23 protein-coding genes are annotated in these 21,042 nt (G+C 62.0%); 12 read left to right on the top strand and 11 right to left on the bottom strand.

Annotated elements, in window-relative coordinates; all coding sequences use genetic code 11:
• The first annotated feature begins 50 nt into the window (after positions 1-50).
• Both U0S50_RS08685 and U0S50_RS08680 read left to right on the top strand, forming a co-directional pair.
• Complete coding sequence (locus U0S50_RS08685; protein ID WP_322308384.1) at positions 51-3,245, top strand: TonB-dependent receptor; 3,195 nt, start codon at positions 51-53, stop codon at positions 3,243-3,245.
• Between the two features lie 71 nt (positions 3,246-3,316).
• A complete protein-coding gene (locus tag U0S50_RS08680) occupies positions 3,317-4,105 on the top strand; it encodes a phosphatase PAP2 family protein (RefSeq protein ID WP_322308383.1) in 789 nt (262 codons plus the stop codon).
• On the opposite strand, the gene U0S50_RS08675 is transcribed toward U0S50_RS08680, so the two are convergent.
• The 5 genes from U0S50_RS08675 to U0S50_RS08655 form a co-directional block, all read right to left on the bottom strand.
• Positions 4,102-5,940, bottom strand: coding sequence for an acetyl/propionyl/methylcrotonyl-CoA carboxylase subunit alpha (locus tag U0S50_RS08675; RefSeq protein WP_322308382.1), 1,839 nt, complete (start codon positions 5,938-5,940; stop codon positions 4,102-4,104). The genes U0S50_RS08680 and U0S50_RS08675 overlap by 4 nt on opposite strands.
• Positions 5,941-6,112: 172 nt before the next feature.
• Entirely contained in the window at positions 6,113-6,655 is a 543-nt protein-coding gene (locus tag U0S50_RS08670; RefSeq protein WP_322308381.1) for a hypothetical protein, read from the bottom strand.
• A gap of 86 nt (positions 6,656-6,741) precedes the next feature.
• Positions 6,742-7,113: a hypothetical protein gene (locus U0S50_RS08665; RefSeq protein ID WP_322308380.1), complete on the bottom strand. Its 372-nt coding sequence runs from the start codon at positions 7,111-7,113 to the stop codon at positions 6,742-6,744.
• Between the two features lie 10 nt (positions 7,114-7,123).
• Complete coding sequence (locus tag U0S50_RS08660; RefSeq protein ID WP_322308379.1) at positions 7,124-8,722, bottom strand: carboxyl transferase domain-containing protein; 1,599 nt, start codon at positions 8,720-8,722, stop codon at positions 7,124-7,126.
• Positions 8,719-9,888, bottom strand: coding sequence for an isovaleryl-CoA dehydrogenase (locus U0S50_RS08655; protein WP_322308378.1), 1,170 nt, complete (start codon positions 9,886-9,888; stop codon positions 8,719-8,721). The genes U0S50_RS08660 and U0S50_RS08655 overlap by 4 nt, the downstream gene beginning before the upstream one ends.
• Positions 9,889-9,993: 105 nt before the next feature.
• Here U0S50_RS08655 and U0S50_RS08650 point away from each other — a divergent pair, with 105 nt between their 5' ends.
• From U0S50_RS08650 to U0S50_RS08630, 5 genes are all read left to right on the top strand, one after another.
• Entirely contained in the window at positions 9,994-10,851 is an 858-nt protein-coding gene (locus U0S50_RS08650) for a LysR family transcriptional regulator (RefSeq protein ID WP_322308377.1), read from the top strand.
• A 236-nt stretch (positions 10,852-11,087) separates the two neighbouring features.
• Positions 11,088-11,573 carry a helix-turn-helix transcriptional regulator gene (locus U0S50_RS08645; RefSeq protein ID WP_322308376.1) on the top strand — a complete coding sequence of 162 codons (486 nt, stop codon included), beginning with the start codon at positions 11,088-11,090 and terminating at the stop codon, positions 11,571-11,573.
• A gap of 58 nt (positions 11,574-11,631) precedes the next feature.
• Positions 11,632-12,003 carry a hypothetical protein gene (locus U0S50_RS08640; RefSeq protein WP_322308375.1) on the top strand — a complete coding sequence of 124 codons (372 nt, stop codon included), beginning with the start codon at positions 11,632-11,634 and terminating at the stop codon, positions 12,001-12,003.
• Between the two features lie 24 nt (positions 12,004-12,027).
• The gene (locus U0S50_RS08635; RefSeq protein WP_322308374.1) at positions 12,028-12,441 is read left to right on the top strand and encodes a hypothetical protein; all 414 of its coding nucleotides are present in this window, start codon (positions 12,028-12,030) and stop codon (positions 12,439-12,441) included.
• Between the two features lie 27 nt (positions 12,442-12,468).
• On the top strand, positions 12,469-12,960 hold the full coding sequence (locus U0S50_RS08630) for a MarR family winged helix-turn-helix transcriptional regulator (protein ID WP_322308373.1): 492 nt from the start codon (positions 12,469-12,471) through the stop codon (positions 12,958-12,960).
• A 37-nt stretch (positions 12,961-12,997) separates the two neighbouring features.
• On the opposite strand, the gene U0S50_RS08625 is transcribed toward U0S50_RS08630, so the two are convergent.
• The 6 genes from U0S50_RS08625 to U0S50_RS08600 form a co-directional block, all read right to left on the bottom strand.
• A complete protein-coding gene (locus tag U0S50_RS08625; RefSeq protein WP_322308372.1) occupies positions 12,998-13,747 on the bottom strand; it encodes a FliA/WhiG family RNA polymerase sigma factor in 750 nt (249 codons plus the stop codon).
• On the bottom strand, positions 13,737-15,860 hold the full coding sequence (flhA, locus tag U0S50_RS08620; RefSeq protein ID WP_322308712.1) for a flagellar biosynthesis protein FlhA: 2,124 nt from the start codon (positions 15,858-15,860) through the stop codon (positions 13,737-13,739). The genes U0S50_RS08625 and flhA overlap by 11 nt, the downstream gene beginning before the upstream one ends.
• Positions 15,860-16,690 (bottom strand): transglycosylase SLT domain-containing protein, encoded by an 831-nt coding sequence (locus tag U0S50_RS08615; RefSeq protein ID WP_322308371.1) that lies wholly within the window; start codon positions 16,688-16,690, stop codon positions 15,860-15,862. Before U0S50_RS08615 ends, flhA begins: the two co-directional genes overlap by 1 nt.
• Before the next feature lie 78 nt (positions 16,691-16,768).
• Positions 16,769-17,074 carry a hypothetical protein gene (locus U0S50_RS08610; protein ID WP_322308370.1) on the bottom strand — a complete coding sequence of 102 codons (306 nt, stop codon included), beginning with the start codon at positions 17,072-17,074 and terminating at the stop codon, positions 16,769-16,771.
• The gene (gene flgM / locus U0S50_RS08605) at positions 17,074-17,376 is read right to left on the bottom strand and encodes a flagellar biosynthesis anti-sigma factor FlgM (protein WP_322308369.1); all 303 of its coding nucleotides are present in this window, start codon (positions 17,374-17,376) and stop codon (positions 17,074-17,076) included. The genes U0S50_RS08610 and flgM overlap by 1 nt, the downstream gene beginning before the upstream one ends.
• 182 nt (positions 17,377-17,558) lie before the next feature.
• The gene (locus tag U0S50_RS08600; RefSeq protein WP_322308368.1) at positions 17,559-18,080 is read right to left on the bottom strand and encodes a flagella basal body P-ring formation protein FlgA; all 522 of its coding nucleotides are present in this window, start codon (positions 18,078-18,080) and stop codon (positions 17,559-17,561) included.
• Between the two features lie 280 nt (positions 18,081-18,360).
• On the opposite strand from U0S50_RS08600, the gene U0S50_RS08595 reads away from it, so the two are divergent.
• Genes U0S50_RS08595 through U0S50_RS08575 form a run of 5 tightly spaced genes read left to right on the top strand, consistent with a single transcriptional unit; the run spans position 18,361 to position 21,040 of the window.
• Positions 18,361-18,702 (top strand): flagellar basal body rod protein FlgB, encoded by a 342-nt coding sequence (locus U0S50_RS08595; RefSeq protein ID WP_322308367.1) that lies wholly within the window; start codon positions 18,361-18,363, stop codon positions 18,700-18,702.
• Positions 18,699-19,109, top strand: coding sequence for a flagellar basal body rod protein FlgC (gene flgC, locus U0S50_RS08590; protein WP_322308366.1), 411 nt, complete (start codon positions 18,699-18,701; stop codon positions 19,107-19,109). The genes U0S50_RS08595 and flgC overlap by 4 nt, the downstream gene beginning before the upstream one ends.
• A 1-nt stretch (position 19,110) precedes the next feature.
• The gene (locus U0S50_RS08585) at positions 19,111-19,425 is read left to right on the top strand and encodes a flagellar hook assembly protein FlgD (protein WP_322308365.1); all 315 of its coding nucleotides are present in this window, start codon (positions 19,111-19,113) and stop codon (positions 19,423-19,425) included.
• 5 nt (positions 19,426-19,430) lie between these two features.
• The gene (locus U0S50_RS08580; RefSeq protein ID WP_322308364.1) at positions 19,431-20,258 is read left to right on the top strand and encodes a flagellar hook-basal body complex protein; all 828 of its coding nucleotides are present in this window, start codon (positions 19,431-19,433) and stop codon (positions 20,256-20,258) included.
• A gap of 35 nt (positions 20,259-20,293) precedes the next feature.
• A complete protein-coding gene (locus U0S50_RS08575; RefSeq protein ID WP_322308363.1) occupies positions 20,294-21,040 on the top strand; it encodes a flagellar basal body rod protein FlgF in 747 nt (248 codons plus the stop codon).
• Positions 21,041-21,042 lie beyond the last annotated feature (2 nt).

Genomic DNA, 21,042 nt, shown 5'->3' with positions numbered 1-21,042 from the left:
TTAGCTTGACCAGAGACCGGGATCGCCCGGCTGTAGCAGGGGGATTCACGATGAACTTGTTCCGATTCGCGCTCCGGGGATCGATCGCCACAGGCGCAATGGTCGCGGCGGCGATGGCGGTTCCGGCCATTGCGCAGGAACGCACCTATCAATTTTCCATCCCGGCCCAGGACATGCCGTCGAGTCTGCGGGCTTTCGCCCGCACATCCGGGCAGCAGGTCACGTTCGACAAGGGCGCGGTCAAGGGACGGCGCGCACCCGCGCTGAAGGGCAGCTTTACCGTTCGCGAAGGCATGGATCGCCTGCTCGCCGGATCGGGTCTTGATGCCACCTGGGGGCGTTCGGGGGTGATCGTCGTGCGCCCGGTTCCGCTGCGCGCCACGCAGGCTCGTGCGAATGCGGAGCCCGTTGAAACCATCGCTGCCCCGGCGGCGGAGCCTGAGCGGCACGATATCGTCGTCACCGGTTCGCGCATCGTGCGCAGTGTCGTCACCGATTCGCCGGTGCCGATCATCGGAATTAGCGAAGACGACCTGCAGGCGTCGGGTGCGACCGAATTGTCCGAAGTTCTGACCGACTATCCGGCGGTCACGCCCAGCCTCAACCTTGCAAACTCAACGAACCAGATCAACGCGTCGGGCGTGTCGTCGGTCAATCTTCGCAGCCTGGGGTCGAACCGCACGCTGACATTGATTGACGGACGGCGAACCGTTTCGAACGTATTGACCTCCAACTCGGTCAGCTTGAGCTCGATCCCGCAATTGTTCGTCAGCCGGGTGGAGATCATTACGGGTGGCGCATCGGCCGTCTATGGTGCTGACGCAGTTGCCGGTGTGGTCAATATCATCACGCGCGACCGATACAGCGGCGTGCGCATCGGCGGCCGAGTCGGTCTGTCGTCGCAGGGCGATTCCTTTCGCGGCAACCTGGATTTTCTGGCGGGTGAGAAGTTTCTCGACGATCGCGTTTCGGTCATGATCGGCGCCAGCTATGAAAAGGAAGCCGGCGTGATGGCGAGCCAGCGCCGCCGGTCGCTCGAATCCATCTCCTATTCGCTGGCGGCGGATGCCGATCCTCTCAACCAGGGTGATCGCGGGATCAATCGCCCGTCGTTCAGCAGCACGCCACCGGGCGGGCGCTTCCACTCCAGCAGCACCGCCGGGGGCGGCTATTTCTATTATGACGCCGATGGGCAGCTTGCGCGTAGCAACGACATCACCGTCTATGGTTGGGAAACGCGCCCTGATCTGCAGTTCAGTACGCCGCGCACCTCCTATATCGCGGCGGGCAAGATCGGCATCGAGCTTGCGGATAATGTCGAATTCTTCGGTCATGTCCAATATTCGAAGGTCGAGACCGAAACCGAGCGCGGGGGGGCGGAAACTGCCACGAGCAGCGATACCTATGGTGTCCTTGGCGAATTCACCGTTGGCCGCATTCCGCGGGCCAATCCCTTCATTCCGGCCGCGATGCGTGCCGTTACCGGGTCTTCGGGCATTCCATGGCGCCGCCGCTTTCTTGAGCTCGGCACCTATACCATCGCCAACGACCGTCAGACCTGGCGCGGTTGGGCGGGTTTCAAGGGCGAGGTCGCGGACAATTGGAAGTGGGAGGTCAGCTATGGCTATGGCCGCTTTCATCAAGACCAGATCCGGACCAACCTGCTCAACTATGACAATCTGCGCCTGGCATTGAATGCGGAGTTTGACCCGGCGGCACCCGGCGATCTGTCCCGCGTGCGCTGTGTCGATGCGGCGGCGCGCGCGGCGGGCTGCGTGCCGATCAATATCTTTGGTCCGGGGTCGATCACGCCCCAGGCGGCGGAATATGTCCGCGCCGGGATGAAGCTCGATGCCCTGATCACGCAAAATGTGCTTCAGGGCTATGTCAGCGGCAATCTGTTCGAACTGCCGGCCGGGCCCGTCGCCTTGGCGTTCGGCGGGGAATATCGGCGTGACTGGCAGCGATCGATCACCGACGAAGTGACGCGGCTCGGTTTTGGCTCCGCTTCGTTCATCGCCGAGTATGAAGGCAATATCAAAGCCAAGGAAGTCTTCGTCGAAACGAGCATTCCGATCCTAGCGGATACGCCCTTTTTTCACCGTTTGACTCTCGACCTTGCGGCGCGTTACGGCAGCTATAACATCCGCAATGTCGGCAAGATGTTCAGCTATCGTGTCGGCGGCGAATGGGCGCCGGTAGAAGATATACGCTTTCGGGGCCAATATGCCCGGGCGCAGCGCGCGCCGACGGTCACCAACCTCTATTCGCCGCAGCGTGACGACGCCGACACGGTCGTTGACGTGTGCGATGGCGTGACCGCTGCGACGACGGGGACGATCGCCACCAATTGCCGTTCGGTGCAAGGCATTGCCGACACTATCGCTACCGATGGAATCTTCCGTCAGCTGTCGACCACGATCGAAGGGCCGTCGGCGGGCAACCCCGGCCTGAAGGAGGAAACCGCGGACACGTTGACGCTCGGCACCGTGCTGACGCCGACCTTCCTGCCCGGACTGTCGATGACCGTGGACTATTTCAAGATCAAGATTCGCGATGCGATCGGTTCGCTCGACGGTGATGAACTGCTGCGCGAATGCTATGGCAACCCCGAAGGGATCACGGACAATTTCTTCTGCAACGAAATTACCCGCGATCCTGATGGCCAGCTGCGCCGGGTCGTCAACCGGGACCTCAATCTCAGCAAAATCGTCCGTTCGGGCTTCGATGTTGCGGTCAACTATCGCTTTGCAGCGCCGCAATGGCTGTCGTCGGATGGTCGCTTTGATCTTCGGCTGCTCTATTCGCGGCTTCTCGATTTCAAGACCATCTTTGATGGCGTGAACGGCGTGTCGGTCAGCGATGAAAAAGGACAGATCGGATCGTGGCGCAACCAGGGCCAGGTTCAACTGGGATATCGCGAAGGCGGGCTGCAGCTGCGCTGGAAAGCGCGCTATACAGGCAAGGCGGTCGACAGCAACGAGCGGCTGGCGATCGCGCGCGAATCCGGTTCGAATCCGCCCTTCCTGTATGTTGGCGATCGCTGGCGTCATGATTTCTATGCCAGCGTCGAAGTGCCCTCCGGCAAGCGTGAGCTGCGCCTTTATGCTGGCGTGAACAATGCCTTCAACAGCACAAGTCCCTTCCTGCCGTCGGGCACGGTATCGGGAAGCTCGCAGAATATCGCGGGGGAATATGACGTGATCGGTCGTTATTTCTATACCGGGTTCGAAGCCAAATTCTGACCCCCTCCCGCTGCCTCCGCCAGTGTCCCTTACTGGCGGAGGCGCCTTTCCGACGTGATCGGGAGCTTGTGATGCGCCATTTCCTTGCGGCTTTGATGCTACTTTATGGCGCATCCTCCGATCCAACCGTCGCGCTGGCCCAATCGCTCGAGGGAGTGAAACGACCCGAAGGCGAAGCGAAGCCGGTAGGTTATCTGACCAAGGGGCGTATCGATCACCGGCTATTCATCGGTCCGCCGCCTGCGCCCGACACGCTTCTCGATCGTCTCGACATGCTGGCTTCACGCAGATTTCAGGCCGAGATACCCGCGATAGCCGATGAGCGCTGGCAGACGGCCGAACGCGATCATGAAATGGTCTATCCGCGTTTCGCGGAGGCTTTCGGGCGGCCGATCGATCGGCAGACGAGCCCGCACCTTGTCCGCTTGCTCAACCGGGTGATGCGTGATGTTTCCGATCCCGTGTTTCGCGCGAAAGAGGCGTTTCAGCGCCCGCGCCCCTATCAGCGCTATCAGCTTTCCCGTCGGTGTGGCGGAAAACCGATTCCCACCCCAGACAAGGAAGCGCGTGGCGGTTCCTCCTATCCTTCAGGTCATACCGCCTATGGTTGGGCGACGGCACTCGTGTTGGCCGATATCGCTCCCGATCGCGCGCCCCTGATCCTCGAGCGTGGACGCGATTACGCCCTCAGCCGCGTTATCTGCGGATATCATTTTCCGTCCGACACCGAGGCCGCCCGCGCTGTTGTCGCCGCAGTCGTCATGAAGTTGCATGACAATGCGGATTATTCCGCCGATCTTGCCGCGGCGCGGACCGAGTATGAAGGATTGCTGCTGACTGCTCCGCCCCCGGCCAACTAATCCGCGGCCTCGATCCTCACCAGCAGGGCTTCGACCTGCACCTGCGTGCCCGTTGCGGCGTTGAGCTCGGCCACTGTGCCGTCGAAGGGCGCGGTCAAGCTGTGCTCCATTTTCATTGCTTCGAGGGTCAGCAGCTTTTGCCCCTTGGTCACCTTGTCGCCCGCAGCGACATCGACTGCGATGATCTTGCCGGGCATCGGCGACAGGATTGCGCCGTCGCTTGCGCGCGCCCCTGTGCCGCCCGCCGCTCGCCAGGGCGTTAGCTGCCAGACCGCGCCCCCCTCTGCGACGAGCATCGCGGGCGCCGGGTCCTCGGCCCCCGGGCCGTGCAGCGTCACATCGATGCGCTTGCCGTCGAGCAGGAATGGAGCGGTGCGCACATCGGGTGCGTTCAGACGGAAGCCTGATTGCAAGGCGCGCGGCACCATTGCCATCGCGGCATTGGTCAGGGCCTGGCTCGTCGGCAGCGGTTCGGCGGCCATGCTGTCGCCGTCGCGGCCGATCAGGCCGGTGTCGACGGTGCCCGCGACGAAATCGGGATGATCAAGCGCAGCGATCAGAAAGGCCGAGTTGGTCTTGACCGGCCAGATGGCTGTGTCCTCCAGCATTTCCGACAGCATTTCGCGCGCTTCGTCCCGGTCGTCGCCATAAGCGATAACCTTCGCGATCATGGGATCATAGAATGGCGACACTTCGGCGCCTTCATAGACGCCGGTATCGATGCGGCCGAGATGCTCGGGAAGCTGGAAGAGCTCGAGCGTGCCGATCGAAGGAAGGAAACCCTTGGCGGGATCCTCGGCATAGAGCCGAGCTTCCATCGCCCAGCCGTTGATGGCGAGTTGATCCTGCGTCAGAGGGATCGGTTCACCAGCCGCAACGCGGAGCTGCCATTCGACCAGGTCGACGCCGGTGATTTCTTCGGTCACCGGATGCTCGACCTGCAGTCGTGTGTTCATTTCCATGAACCAAATGCGGTCGGCGCGCAGCCCTTCGCTCGCGTCGGCGATAAACTCGATCGTGCCCGCGCCGACATAATCGACCGCCTTTGCCGCGCGGACAGCGGCGGCGCACAGCTCGTCGCGCGTTGCTTCATCCATGCCGGGGGCGGGGGCCTCTTCGATCACTTTCTGGTGGCGGCGCTGCAGCGAACAGTCGCGCTCGAACAGGTGAACGACATTGCCTTGAGTGTCGCCGAATATCTGCACCTCAATATGGCGCGGGGTCAGAATATATTTCTCGATCAGTACATGGTCGTTGCCGAACGACGCCGCCGCCTCGCGCTGGCACGAGGCGAGCGCGTCGATGAAATCGGCCGGGTTATCCACCTTGCGCATCCCTTTGCCGCCGCCGCCCGCGACCGCCTTGATCAGTACGGGATAACCGATCTCGTCGGCTCGTTCGGCGAGGAAGGTAGGGTCCTGATTCTCGCCCATATACCCCGGCGTCACCGGTACTCCGGCGTCGGCCATCAGCTTTTTCGCCGCGTCCTTCAGCCCCATCGCGGTAATCGACGACGGCTTGGGCCCGACCCAGACGAGCCCGGCATCGGCGACCGCCTGCGCGAACTCGGCATTTTCGGAGAGGAAGCCATAGCCTGGATGGATCGCCCCGGCCCCCGTCGCCTTCGCCGCGGTGATGATCTTCTCGCCGACCAGATAGCTTTCCCGCGCCGGCGACGGCCCGATATGCACGGCCTCGTCGGCCTCGCGCACATGCAGCGCCTTTGCGTCGGCGTCCGAATAGACGGCAATGGTGCGAATACCCATCTCGCGCGCGGTGCGGATGATACGACAGGCGATTTCGCCGCGATTGGCAATGAGGAGGGATTTGATCATGATTGGGCCTCTGGAAAGCCATGGTGGATATGGCGTGCGTGAAGCAGGCGGTCGAAATCTCCGACGAAGCGGATGTCGTTATGCTTGCGATCGGTCATTGAGCAATCTTTCGGTAGGCGGCCGTCGCCGGCAGAAAAGACCGAGCGTATCATTTGGATTTCAGGGGCGAAGGTCAATCAGGCATGCATCGCCCGGTGCTGGCGCGTTCATCATCGGTCGCCCCTACGGCATAGCAGTAAATGGCCTCTTCCATCTCAGCATCACTGGGGGTGTGGATCGCTCCGTTCCGATGATAATGATACTCAAGGAAAATCAGGGGCTGTGGCGGAGCGTCATCGAACTCTGCTGGATAAAGACCAAGGGCGTTGGAATCGCTGGCGTTGCGCAGGATGATGGACGGCGCGTCGGCCAAGTCGTTCCCCGACACAAAGTGCCCCGATGCACAGGCGTTCTCATACGCTTGCTTGAAACTCGCCACGACTTTTCGAAATCCGTCAGCCTTGATGAAGGCGCCGAACCAGGGCGCCTGTTGCATTTTGGCATCGAACTGAAATTGTGGATAGGGTGTGCAACGGGCCTGGTCGGCGGGCTTTGGCGTTCGATCGGCATGGGCGACGGAGGTTTCGGCGGCATCGGTGCGCGGAATGGTGACGTCGGCTTGGGCGGTAGCCACAGGTGCTGCGACCGATAACAGTATAGACAACAGGATCGGCATGGGGTGTTGGCTCCGTGTAAATTACAAACCGGCCGCGCGGCCGTGCTCGGATATGTCTTGAAGGTGAGTGCGGTGGTGCGATGACATCATCGCACCAGCCCCAACAAGATGAACAGCGCTGTCGCTCCACCCAGCCAACTCGCCGGAAAGCGATAGGCAGGGATATGTGCCTTGAACGTCGTCAAAACGCTCCACACCGATATCCAGCAGAACACCGCCGCGATCGGGATGGCCGCATCGATATGAATTCGCCCGGTCGCGACGGTCGCCAGGGCGAGCGCGAGAATGAGTAACAGCCCCGAAACAATGTGCCAGCACAAATAGTTGAGCCAGATCGTTGCTTTGGGAAGCGTTGCTTCCGCCGCGATCAGCGCCGGGACGGCATAGCGCGAACCCACGAATGTATGCACGACGAAGGTCGTGAGCCCTAGTGCAGCGGCAATCCAGAGGAACGTCATGCACCGCTCCTCACATCCGGAATACGCCGAAGCCGCGGTCCTCGACAGGGGCGTTCAGCGTTGCGGAAAAGGCCAGCCCCAGCACGTCGCGCGTCTGCGCGGGGTCGATGATGCCATCGTCCCACAGCCGAGCGGTCGCGTGATAGGGATTGCCTTCATCCTCATATTTCTGGCGGATCGGCGCCTTGAAGGATTCTGCCTCTTCGGGCGTCCATTTGTCGGCGTCGCGGTGGACGGTCGCGAGCACGCTCGCGGCCTGTTCGCCGCCCATCACGCTGATCCGCGCATTGGGCCAGGTAAAAAGGAAGCGTGGGCTATAGGCGCGTCCACACATGCCGTAGTTTCCTGCGCCAAAACTGCCGCCGATCAATACGGTGATCTTCGGCACCGTTGCCGTGGCAACCGCCGTTACCAGCTTGGCGCCATGCTTGGCGATGCCTTCGGCTTCATATTTGCCGCCGACCATGAAGCCGCTGATGTTCTGAAGGAAGAGCAGGGGGACACGCCGCTGCTGCGCCAGTTCGATGAAATGTGCGCCTTTCTGGGCGCTTTCGCTGAACAACACGCCATTGTTGGCGAGGATGGCCACCGGGATACCCCAGATGTGCGCGAAGCCGCAGACGAGCGTGCTGCCGTATTGCGCCTTGAATTCGTGAAACTCGCTGCCGTCGACGATCCGCGCGATCACTTCATGCACGTCATAGGGCGCGCGGACATCGTCGGGGATAATGCCGTAAAGATCTGCTGCGTCATATTTGGGCGGTCGCGGTGTACGAACGTCAACCTTGAAGCCATCGTCCGCGCCAAGGTGGCTCACAATGTCGCGTACGATCGTCAGTGCATGTTCGTCATTATCGGCGAGATGGTCGACCACCCCCGATTTCCTTGCGTGCAAGTCGCCGCCGCCCAGATCTTCGGCGCTGATCTCTTCGCCCGTTGCCGCTTTGACCAGCGGCGGTCCGGCGAGAAAGATCGTGCCCTGCTCCCGCACGATCACCGTCTCGTCGCTCATCGCCGGGACATAGGCGCCGCCTGCGGTGCAACTGCCCATCACACAGGCGATCTGCGGGATGCGTTTCGCCGACATATTCGCCTGATTGAAGAAGATGCGCCCGAAATGGTCGCGGTCGGGAAAAACCTCGGCCTGATGCGGCAGGTTCGCGCCGCCCGAGTCGACGAGATAGATGCAGGGCAGACGGTTCGCCTCGGCGATCTCCTGTGCGCGCAGATGCTTTTTCACCGTCATCGGATAATAGGTGCCGCCCTTGACCGTCGCATCGTTGCACACGATCATCGTGTCACGGCCCGACACGCGGCCAATGCCCGCGATCATCCCGGCACCGGGGATTTCTCCGCCATACATGTCACACGCGGCCAATTGCCCAATTTCGAGAAAGGGTGATCCGGGATCAAGCAGCCGTTCGACCCGCTCACGCGGCAGCAGCTTGCCGCGCGCCGTGTGCCGCTCGCGCGACTTCTCATTGCCTCCCAGCGCCGCCTGGCCGACACGTGCGCGCAATTCTTCGGCGAGTGCGCGATTGTGCGCGGCACGGGACCGTGTCTGCGGATCGTCCGGATTATACTGGGTCGGCAGGACGGGCGCGCTCACGCGCCCGCTCCGATCAACTCGCGGCCGATCAGCATCCGACGAATCTCGTTGGTGCCCGCGCCGATGTCGAGCAGCTTGGCGTCGCGCCAATAGCGTTCGACCGGCCAGTCCTTGGTATAGCCCGCGCCGCCCAGTGCCTGGATTGCCTCGCCTGCGACCTTTACAGCGCTTTCGCTCGCGAGCAGGATCGCCCCCGCCGCGTCGAAGCGCGTCGTCTGACCAGCGTCGCACGCCTTGGCGACATTATATACATAGGATCGCGCCGACTGGAGCATGACATACATGTCGGCGACCTTCGCCTGCATCAGCTGGAACGACCCGATCGGCTTGCCGAACTGCTTGCGTTCGCGGACATAGGGAATGACCGTGTCGAGGCATGCCTGCATGATGCCCAGCTGGAGCCCGGCCAGCACGACGCGCTCATAGTCGAGCCCCGACATCAGCACCCCGACGCCGCCATTTTCGGGGCCCATGACCTGTGCGTCGCTGATTTCGCAATCGGTGAAAACCAGCTCGGCGGTGGGCGAACCGCGCATCCCGACCTTGTCGATCTTTTGCCCGATCGCAAAGCCCGGCATGTCCTTTTCGATCAGGAAGGCGGTGATGCCGCGCGACCCTGCTTCGGGCGCGGTCTTGGCATAAACCACCAGGGTGTCGGCGCAGGTCGCGTTGGTGATCCAGAACTTCGTGCCATTAAGGACATAGCCGCCCTGCACCCGCTCGGCCTTCAGCTTCATCGACACGACGTCGCTGCCCGCCCCGGCTTCGGACATCGCCAGGCTGCCGACATGCTCGCCGCTGATCAGCTTGGGCAGATATTTGGCCTTCTGATCGGCATTGCCCCAGCGGCGAATCTGGTTGACGCAAAGATTCGAATGGGCGCCATAGGACAGGCCGATCGCGCCGCTCGCTCGGCTGACTTCCTCGACCGCGATGACATGCTCGAGATAGCCGAGGCCGAGGCCACCCCACTCTTCCTCGACGGTAATGCCGTGAAGGCCCAGCGCGCCCATCTGCGCCCATAGCTCGTCGCGGGGGAACCAGTCCTCGGCGTCGGCGCGCGCAGCGAGCGGGGCGATCTGCTCGTCGGCAAAGCGGGCGGTGGTTTCGCGGATCATGTCGGCGGTCTCGCCGAGCGCAAAGTCGAAGTCGGGGGTTGCGCGCATCGAACACCTGTTTCTGACGTGGATGGAAAGGATGGTGCCCTGTGTGCCAGATTCGAAGAGCCGATCAAAATTGAAATGCCGCACCTCTTCATATAGGTTTTTTCAATGATAAAGCGCTCGCACATTCGTCAGTTTCTTGCCGTGGTCGATGCTGGGAGCTTTACCCAGGCCGCCATGCGGGTGCGTGTCACTCAGCCGACCTTGTCCACTGGCATTGCCGAGCTCGAACGGCTGGTGGGTGGCGCCCTGTTCATTCGTAGCCGCCGCCAGGTGCGGCTGACCGAGGCTGGTGGACGCTTTCTTCCCATCGCGCGCGAGCTTGAGCGCGGATTTCGCCTAGCCGATGGCTTCGGCCGGGTCGGCAATGACGACTGGCCCAGCCTGAAGCTCGGCGCGATTCGTTCGGTGTCGGGTGTTTTCCTGCAGTCGTTGGTCGCTGCACTGACGCCGAATTATGGGGTTGAGCTGGTCGAGGGGAGCGATTCCGAATTACGCGCCGCCCTTGGCAGCGGCCGTGTGCACGCGGCGTTGACGTTGCTGCGGCCCGACGAGGCGGGGGCGCATGTGGTGCCTTTGATCAGCGAACCCTATGTGATGCTGGTTGGGGCCGGGCATCATCTGGCCAGAAAGGGCGAAGTGGAGCCCGAAGAGCTGGCGGCGGAGATCATGATCGCCCGCCGGTCGTGCGAGCTGCTCGACACGACCAGTCGTTTCTTTTCGCAGCGTGGGGTGCGACCGCGCTTTGCGCTGCGCAGCGACAGCGACGATCGATGCGTACGGATGGTCGCAGCGGGTATGGGGATCACGACCGCACCTTCGTCGCTCGCCATCGAGGGGACGGTGCCCGTTCGCGTTGTGGGTTATGACTTTGTCCGACGTGTCGGGTTATTGATCGATCCGGCCTGGATGGTGCCGGACGATGCGCGGCGGCGTCTCTGCGACATATCGGCGGCGATGACATAGCGGGATTCGACGATGGCAGACCGGATGAGGGTGATTCTTTCGGAAGAAGGGCGCGGCCAGGTAAGAACTTGACATTGATGAAAATGACAAATTTACCGCCGGTTTGTCGGCTTTCTTAACCGTCGCGCCTCGCAAAAGCTGCCATTTTCTATGGTGTTAACGATTCATGTTACCGTGTGACACCTTCGATTAACCTCTCTCATCAACTTGATTTCGAGCCCCGATGCTCTATGCGAATGGCTGTGCAAGGCGACCCAGACAATTACCTCAGTCTCCTTTCTGCCGCGCAAATTGAAACGCTGCGGCATGTTTTCGAGCACAAAAATTCCAAGCAAATTGCGCGTATCATGGATGTATCACCTCATACAGTCGATGAGCGGGTCCGACGCGCCCTTAAAAAACTCAATGTTTCCAATAGGGTGGATGCTGCGCGAATTCTTGCGGTTAACGGTGTCTTTGAAAATGTTACTCCCTATCAGTCTTTGACATATCAACCATCTGCCCTAGGCGACGAGGGCTCTCCGGACGATGCCGATCCGGGGCGCAGTTCGTTGCGGCGGATTTTCGATATAGGTTCGCCATTTCCTACCGCGTCCCAGCCGGCCAACCGGCACGGATTGATGGAAAGGATAATCTGGCCAATTCTGATCGCCTTTGCGACCATATTGGCTTTTTCTGCCCTCTACTCGATCCTTGTCGGTCTCGGTCGCGTGCTGACCTGATGTCCGAGCCGAATGCTGCGGGGGGGCCGCTTGCATTCTCTAATCGAGGGATATGGCAATGCTGAACGAACGAGTTTCCGCGGCGAAGAAGATCGCCACCGAACTGCACGACGCCGAAGATGCGATTGACGAAACCATGATCCGCATCGCCCGGCTGGCGGCGACGCTACCGATGGCGCGCCGCGACACGAACATGTCGGCGATTGTCGGCCAGGACGCGATGGCCAAGGTGGCCCATGCGCTGGCCGCCGCCGGTGACGTGCGCCAATTACTGACCGATGCACATCTTGCTCTGACGGCGACGCAAAAGCAGGTCGGTCTCGGCGCGCGCATGTTTGGCGCCGGGGTTAAGCCGCCAGCTGCCGCGCTGGCCGATGAAGGCAGCAATGACCATGGGACGGCCAGCGTCCCGTTCGCCAAGGCATCGTAATAGCGGGCAGGGGCGACGACCCAAATGTGGACCGTGGCAATCTATTATGCCGTTCTGTTGATTACGGTAGCCGTCGCGATGGCTCGCGGCGGCGCCCTGGAACGGTGGGCGGCCTACACCGCCCTGTTCGCCTCGCTCCTCACCACGGCGGTCGCCCCGGCGCCTGACTGGACGCGTGTCGAGATCAACATTTTTGTCATCGACGCGATCGCCCTGCTGAGTTTCTGGTTTATCGCTTTGAAAACTCATCGGTTCTGGCCGTACTGGATTACCGGATGGCAACTGATCGCAATTTTCGGCCACGTCCAGAAGCTGATGTTTTCGGAGATACTGGCGCGCCCCTACGCGCTTTTGTCGATGTACATCTCTTATCCCATTCTTTTCGTCATTCTTTACGCCGCCGGTTCAAGCCGTCGCGGCCGGGAACTTGAGGCGTAGCGCAAGCGGCGTCCGAGGGGTCACAAAATGCAGCAGTTTTCGAACCAAGAAATGGCAGAGTTGAAATCGCGGATCGACCAGATCCACGAGTTACTGGCCAGCCGTGAGGGCGATGCCTCGCCCGGAAAGACCGTGGTTGCCCCGGTTCCCGAACGTGATGCGGTGATGATGGATCAGCTGGCGTTCAGCATCCGGATGCGCCGTGTGCGCCGAATGCACTTTGGTGGGGCGCTTCTGACGGGTCCGATCTGGGACATGATGCTCGACCTGACGCTTGCCGGTTCCAACGGCCGCGAACTGAGCGCGAGCGATCTGGCCACCGGTGCCGGGGTGCCTTTGTCGTCGGGGCTGCGGATGATCGCGTCGCTCGAGGAACTGGGGCTTGCCAAGCGGGCGATCGACGTGCGCGACCGTCGTCGGTCGATCGTCAGCCTGACCGAATATGGGGCCGAGCGTATGGCCAGCTATTTCGAGCGTATCGGTTCCGAACGCGAGAAAAGCGCGCTTTTCGTCGCCTAAATATGGAGGCAGCGGATCGACGGTCCGGGCAGCACCGCTACTCGACCTCCGTCATTTCCCGTATCATCCGATCGATCTTCGCCATCGCATCGCGCTTGATCTGGCAGACGCGGGCCGCGCTGACATCCAGCGTCAGGCCGATTTCCTGAAGGTTCAATTCTTCGAAGAAATAGAGTTGTAGGACCATCTGTTCGCGTTCCGACAAGCGGCCGATACAGATACGCAGTGCATCCTGCAGCCCTTCGCGCTCCATGGCTTCGCCGGCATCGTCGGCCTCATCCATCATCAAAAAGGTCCCGCTGTCGATCAGCTCGTCGAGCGAGGTCGACCGGCCATGCGTCGCGCTGCGTTCGAGTGCGAAATACTCCTCTGCGGACATGGAAAGCGCCTCGGCCATCTCTGCGCCGGTTGGCGTCCGCATCAAAGACTGTTCCAGGCCTCGCCGCGTCTGGTCGATACGTTTCTTTGCGATCATGGCCGAACGCCCGACGTCTGCTTCCCGGCGGAGATGATCGATCATGGCGCCGCGAATCCGGGTTGTTGCATAGGTGGCAAAGGCAAAGCCGCGCTCCTCATAATGGCGGCTTGCCTCGATCAGCGCGATCAGTCCGGTCTGGATCAGATCGTCGAGATCGCCGGTTCGCGACACGCGGGAAAAGACCTGCCAGGCTATCTTGCGAACCAGCGGCGCATGTTCCTCGACCAGCATGTCGACGCTGTCGGCATAACCATGCAGGCGCGGCATGCGGCTAGCTCCGGCGAACTGCTCGGCGGGCTCAATTCTCATGCGGTTGGTCCTCCATATGGGCGTCGGCCCCATGCGCGAGCCGCGGCACCTCGGCGCCGATCGTCGCGACAATTTCGGTCTGCTTGTTTGCTGGAATTTCGAGGTAGGAGATGACGGCGACATCCGGGAAAGTCGCCCGCACCAGCCGTGACAAGGCCGAACGGCAGATGGGGGAAGCAACGAGCGCGAAGCTGCGCGTCGATAAAAGCAGCGGCTCGACGGCCTGACCGATCTGTTCGACGATCTTCATCGCCATGCTATGTTCGAACGGCCATTCGGCACCGGGATTGGCGCGCACGGCCTGGTTGAGCAATACCTCGACATCGGGGCTGAAGGTGACGACGGGCAGCGGCATGCGGCTAGGCACGATCGTTTGCACGATCAGTGCGCCGATGCGCTGGCGTACTGCTTCGATCAGTTCATTGTCGCCGATCTGCTGTCCGACCAGCGCCACCATCGCCTCGGCGATCTTGCGAAAGTCGCGCAGCGGCACCCGCTCGACGAGCAACGCCTTGCACAACGCCGCCACGCGCGGCAGCGCATAGCCCTGCGGGCTCAGATTCTGGGCGAGCTGCGGATAATGGCTCTTCAGATTGTCGATCAGCGCCTGGGCATCGTCGATGCCGAACAGTTCCGACGCTGAAGCGATGATGCTGTTGTTAAGATGCGTCGCTACCACCGTGGCGGGATCGACCACGGTATAGCCGGCTGCGATCGCATCATTCTGCGAGGCTTTCGGAATCCACAGCGCGTCGAGGCCGAAGGTCGGGTCCTTGCAGGGGCGTCCCGAAACCTGCGTCACCAGATCGCCCGAATCGAGCGCCAGCATTTCGTGGGGGAAGACTTCGTCCTCTCCGACCACGACCCCGGCGATTGATATGCGATAGCTGTTGCCGGGCAGCGACAGGTCGTCAGCCACCTTCACGGCCGGAATGACGAAGCCCAGTTCCTTGGACAGCTGGCGACGAATGCCGGTGATCCGCGTCATCAGCGGGGCACCCTTGCGTTCGTCGACCATGGCGACCAGTGCATAACCGATCTCGAGCTGGCAAGCGCTGGTGCCGCTGATGTCCGACCACTCGATATGGTGCGGGTCGTGCGGCTCTGCCTCGGGCTCGGGTAGCGCTTGAGCGTCCATTTCCGCGCGGCGCATCTGCCAGCCGACGGCCATGCTGATGGCCGCCGCGGGCAGGATCAGCATCTGGGGCATCGCCGGGACCAGGCCGAGGACAAAGAGGATGCCGCCGACAGCGAACCAGATATGCGGCGCAGCAAATTGGCTACCGATCTGGCCCGACAGGTCGAAAGGCGACGCAACGCGGGTGACGATGGCGGCCGCAGCGATGGAAAGGAGTAGCGCGGGGATTTGGGCGACGAGCGCGTCACCGATCGCGAGCGTTACATAGGTGGCGCCAGCTTCCGAAAAGCTGAGACCATGGCTTGCCATCCCGAGGATGAGTCCACCGACGATATTCACAAACAGGATCAACAGTCCGGCGATCGCATCGCCCTTCACGAACTTGGAGGCACCGTCCATCGAGCCATAGAAATCGGCTTCGGTCGCCACTTCCTGACGCCGCGCCTTGGCTTCGTCGGGGGTGAGCAGCCCGGCGTTGAGGTCGGCGTCGATCGCCATCTGCTTGCCGGGCAGGGCGTCGAGGGTGAAGCGTGCCGACACTTCGGACACGCGGCCCGCGCCCTTGGTGATCACGACCAGATTGATGATCATCAGCACGACAAAGACGAACAGGCCGACAACATAGTCGCCGCCGATCAGCACCTGGCCAAAGGCCTCGATGACATGGCCTGCTGCGTGGGTGCCCTCGTGCCCGCTGACCAGCACCACGCGGGTCGAAGCGACATTGAGCGCCAGCCGGAATAGCGTGGCGAGCAGGAGGACGGTTGGAAAGGCCGAAAAATCGAGTGGCTTCGATGCCTGGAGGGCGACCATCAGGATCAGCAAGCTGATCATGATGTTGCCGACAAAGCTGATGTCCAGGATCAGCGGCGATACCGGCACCACCATCAGGCCGACGACAATCAGCATTGCCAGCGGCAAGGCCGAAGCACCCGCTATGCGCGCGATGCCGCGCACGTCAAAGCCGTTGGCCATCATGCGGCGCCTCCCGACAGCGAGGCGAGCCGCCGATAGGCATCGGCGGCAAAACCCATCGACAATTTCTTGGGCATCGGCTTGATTTCCATCATCTGAAGCGGTGGGCGACCACTGCCGGATCCTCCGGCGGCGTCATTCCGGCTGCTGGCGGACATTTGCCAACCCGCAGGAAGGGCGAATTTCATATTCTCGGCCTTGCCGCCCTCTTCGAGCTTGACGCGAAAGCGCTCCCTGATGTCCGAAAGGCTGCGCATGCTGCCGTCGGGGGCATAAAAGACGGAGCGGTTGGCACTGGCGGCCTCGGGCATCATCGTGGCGCCGGGCTGGTCGGGGTCGGCGGAAAGTGCCGACAGGAATTTGACGGCACCGCCGCTGCCGAGAAAATGGGCGAGATAAAGGTCGACGGGTTCGGCGCGGCGGCCGATCCGGCTTTCCAGATATTCGCGATTGTCGGCGGTCAGCGCGGCGGCCATCGTCGACGAGGCCGCCGGATCGTCGCGGAGATCCAAAATCTGCTGGCGCAGCGCGGGGTCGGTAACGCTTAGCCGCCCGGACGCATCGCGGCCAATCGCGTCCGATGCCCAGGCCAGTCCATGGCTGGCGCCGTGACGTTCGAGCGTGGCCAGCCAGGTCTGGCGGGTGAACTGGAACAGGCCGCGCGCTGACGATGTCGACGCTTGCGCACGCGGATTATATCCGCTCTCGACCCGCGCGACATCGAACAGATAGTTGAAGTCGATACCCGTACGCGCGGCAGCCGTCTGCACCGCGTTCATTACGGGCGCGGCGATGCCGGGCGTTGTGGCAGGGGTGTTGATTGGGTTCATTGCCTTTGATCCGCTTGTTCAGCGAAGCAAAAGCAACCATCGTGCCATTTTCACAAAATGGCAGAAGATAAGGGCTTGTCAGTATGTCAAAGCCGCACCGCGCGGCTGGGTTCCGCGCAGCTGGTGGTTTCTGTCAATCCTCTGACGCGTCCAGTCCTTCAATATGTTGACGCGGATTGCGGCGGCTTCGAGTTGCGACAGGGTGTGGCCAATCAGCACGCGCGCCTGGGCTTCGTTGCCTGCGGGAACGGGGGCGCCGCGGAACAGGATGACAGCGGTGGCCAGCTCTTCGGTCGCAGCGACGATCGCTCCTGCATCGTGACCGTCGAGCGCGCTGACCAGCGTGTCGAGCCGTTGCTGAACATTGTCCATTTGCGCGTGCATCAATTGGCGCCTTCGTGGAAACGGATCATCGCGCTGGCAATCTTGTCGGGATCGGCGGCATAATGGCCGCCCGCGATGGCGCTGCGCAACGCGGCGACGCGCGATACGTCAATGGGAGGCCCCTTGTCGGCGAGCTCGCTGGCCATGCCGATCAGGCGCGAAACAGGGACCGCTTCGGCCATGGCTTTCACTGGAGCGGCGGACGGCATGGGGGCAGTTCCTTCGCTGCCGACCTTGCGCGGGGCGGCCGTGCGGACAACGCTGCCGACGGCCTGAAGCCCGATCCGATTGTCTGTCGACATAAGTGCCTCCGTGCGGATGTCGTCGGAAAAGTGACGACATGGTTCGAAGCCATTAACGGACGGGGGTGGGCGGAATTAAGGGGTGGATATGCAAAAAAAGAAAAAAGAAAACCCGGCGGCGTCGGAAAGCCGACAGCCGCCGGGTTCGCCCGCGACCGGAGGAGGGCCGATCGCAGGCGGGTTCAGTCAGAAAGTTGGGCGCGTCCCGGGCCGGTGACGGTTGCGGACAGCAAATTCTTTGCATCGTTGCCTCGCAGCGCGATTGTGTCGCCGATGCGGCCATCCTGAGTGGCGATCGCCGAGTAGCTGATCGAAAAACTCTCCGTATCGATCGTCACGCGCACATTGTCGCCGCGGCGTATGACCGGGGAGGCCTTGGCTGCGGCTGGCTGTGTGAAGCCGGCCGGTATGGCTGCGGCGCTGGAAGGCGCGGTCATCGGGACGCGCAGTCGCCAGCCGAGAGAAGGGCAACGAACCGCGAGCGTATGCGCATCGATCGCGGTGATTGATGCCTGTTCGGGGCAGCGCGCCAGCTTGATCCGCCTGTCGATCGGCGTCGCGCTGCGTCCCATAGCATTGGCGACCATCTGGGTCAGCGTGTCGATCGTCTGCCAATCTTCGGTTGTTTGTTGTGCATGGACCGCGGCGGGCAGGGCGATCGCGACCGACATCGCGGCCAGCATGGCGGTTTGGGTACGAAACATGATCCATCTCCTTGGGTCCAAATGGTCGCGAACCATTCTGCAGGAAGCGTGCCAGTCGCGGCTTCGTGCGGCTTTGCGCACCGCACTGGCTCGATGATCGGAAGGGGGCGTCGGTTTTTTGACGAGTGATTTTCTCGGGTGCTGCGCGAGAACGGAGGACTGCGCCTATCTTATTGAAAAAGATTAGCTATTCCATTTTGGCACACTGATTGCATTGATCCTTGGTGTTTCCGTACGTCCGCGCCGGGTTGCCCTGGTGGACCGCGAAAGAAGGAATGTGATGATGGCATCCGAAAAGCTATTTGGCATGCACGCAGCCGCATTGCAGCTGCGCAGTCAGCGTATGATGATGCTTGCGTCGAACATCGCCAATGCCGCGACGCCGAATTACAAGGCGCGCGACATCGATTTTGCCAAGGCGCTCGACCTAGCGAAGCAGGGGGCATCGACCGAGGGCGCGGTTCGCTATCGCGTACCGGTTCAGTCGTCGCTTGATGGCAATACGGTCGAAATGGCGACCGAGCAGACGGCCTTTGCTGAAAATGCGCTCGCCTATCGGTCGAGCCTCGCCTTCCTCTCCGGGCGCGTCAACACGCTGACCCGCGCGATCAAGGGCGAATGACGATGAACGGCAGTTTCTCGGTCTTCGATATCAGCGGCCGCGCCATGTCGGCGCAGCTCGTCCGCTTGAACACCACGGCATCGAACCTTGCCAACGCAGGCACGGTAGCCGGCAGCGAAGGCGAGGCCTTTCGCTCGCTGAAGCCGGTCTTTCGGACCGTCATGGACGATTTCGGTCGTGCGACGGTGCAGGTCGATCAGGTGACCGCGTCGAAAATGAGCCCGACCAAGCGGCACGACCCGGACAATCCGCTCGCCGATGCGGACGGAAATGTCTGGGACGCCGCGGTCGATAGCGCCGCCGAACTGGTGGAGATGGTCGAGACCGCCCGCCAGTATCAGAACAATGTCCAGGTCCTCGAAACCGCGAAAGGCCTGATCAACGAAACCTTGAGGATGGGACAGTAAGATGGCCGTGAATCCCGTAAATGGCGCTAGTGTGCCGATCGTACCGAAGAATAGCGGCATGCAGCTGGGACAGAGCGACTTTCTGCGCCTGATGACTGCGCAGCTGTCGCAGCAGGACCCGTTCAATCCGGTCGATAACACCCAGATGGTGGCGCAGATGGCGCAGTTTTCGAGCCTCGCCGGAGTCAGCGAGAGCAACACCGTTCTCAAGCAAATTTCGGAGCAGCTGAAGGCTCACACCGAGTTGCTCAAGGATATCAAGGCGTCGTCGGCGAAGCCCGCCACGACGCATGAAATCACCACCCAGGAAGGATAAGAGTCATGTCATTCTATACGTCGCTTTCAGGCCTGAAGGGCGCCCAGACCGACATGTCGGTCATTTCCAACAATATCGCGAACGCTGGATCCACGGGCTTCAAGCGCAGCCGCGCCCAGTTCGGTGATCTTTTTGCTTCGTCGCCGACCCAGTCGACGCGCATGGTCGCCGGCCAAGGACAGCGCCTCAACGGCGTGATCCAGCAGTTCACGCAGGGAACGCTGGAAGGTAGCGAAAAGACGCTTGATCTCGGCATCGCCGGAGAAGGCATGTTCATCGTCAAGGGTGAGCCGCCGCGCGAGGCGATCACCTATACCCGCAACGGCGCCTTCACCCCGCTGCCCGATGGCCGTGTCGTCGACACGACCGGGGCTACGCTGCAGCTACTTCCGGTCGATGCCAACGGCGAAGTGACCGACCGCACGCTCGCCGGCGCGTTCGATTTCGTTCTGCCGACCGCATCGCCGACCGATCCGACGGCATCGCTCATCAACGTGTCGATCGGGCTCGACGGGCTCGTGACGGCGACTTTCTCCGATGGGTCGGATCAGAAGGTCGGCAAGGTTGCCATGGCGACCTTCCCCGCGACCGAAGGGCTCCGTCCGATCGGTGATGCCCACTGGCAGTCGACGGGCGACAGTGGCCCGCCGACCATCGACGCGGCGACCAACGGCCCGATGGGGGCGATCCGTTCGGGGGCCTTGGAGCGTTCGAACGTCGATATCACCGAAGAGCTGGTGTTGCTGATGGCTGCCCAGCGTAACTTCCAGGCCAATGCCAAGGCGATCGAGGGCGCGTCGAGCCTGACGCAGACGATCATCGGCATGCGCTGACGCGCTGCTGACCGCCGCCATATCGGAGCCGAGCGATGGACCGCCTTATCTATACCAGCCTTGCCGGAATGCGTGGCAGCATGTCGCGCCAGACGGCGATCGCCAACAATCTGGCCAATGCACAGACGCCAGGCTTTCGTGGCGATCTGGCGGAGGCGCAATCGCTCTGGCTCAATGGCGGCGGCGCCCACGGGACGCGAGCCATGTCGTCGGAAGAGGTGATCGGTGCCGACATGCGCGCTGGCTCCGTCACTGCGACAGGCCGCGACCTCGATATCGCGATGGAGGCCGATGCCCTGCTGGTCGTGCAGGCACCCGATGGAGAGGAGGCCTATACACGGCGGGGCGATCTCCAGCTTTCGGCGAGTGGATTGCTGACCACGGGCGATGGGCATCCGGTACAGGGTGCCCAGGGACCCGTGACCATTCCGGCAGCGGATTCGGTCCGCATCGACGCCGAAGGGCGCGTGTGGTTCGTGCCGGCCGGGGGTGATCCTGAAAATCCGCAAGAGGCCGATCGGCTTCGTCTCGCAACTCCGGCGGGCTCCGACATCGTTAAGGGCCTCGACAATCTGTTCCGCGTGAAGGACGGCGGCATCCTGCCCGACGATCCCGAGGCGCGTGTCATTACCCGTTCGATCGAAGGGTCGAATGTTTCCGCGACCACCGCGCTCGTCGACATGATCGAAGCGAGCAAGAGCTGGGACAACCAACTTCGCCTGGTCAGCAGCGCGCGCGACATGGACAACGCGACCGCCAATCTGATGCAGCTTCCCCGATAGGA

This window comes from Sphingopyxis sp. (assembly GCF_034380315.1).
GTDB lineage: Bacteria > Pseudomonadota > Alphaproteobacteria > Sphingomonadales > Sphingomonadaceae > Sphingopyxis.
The sequence above is the reverse complement of the archived record's forward strand: the minus strand, read 5'-3'. Positions and strand labels throughout refer to the sequence as shown.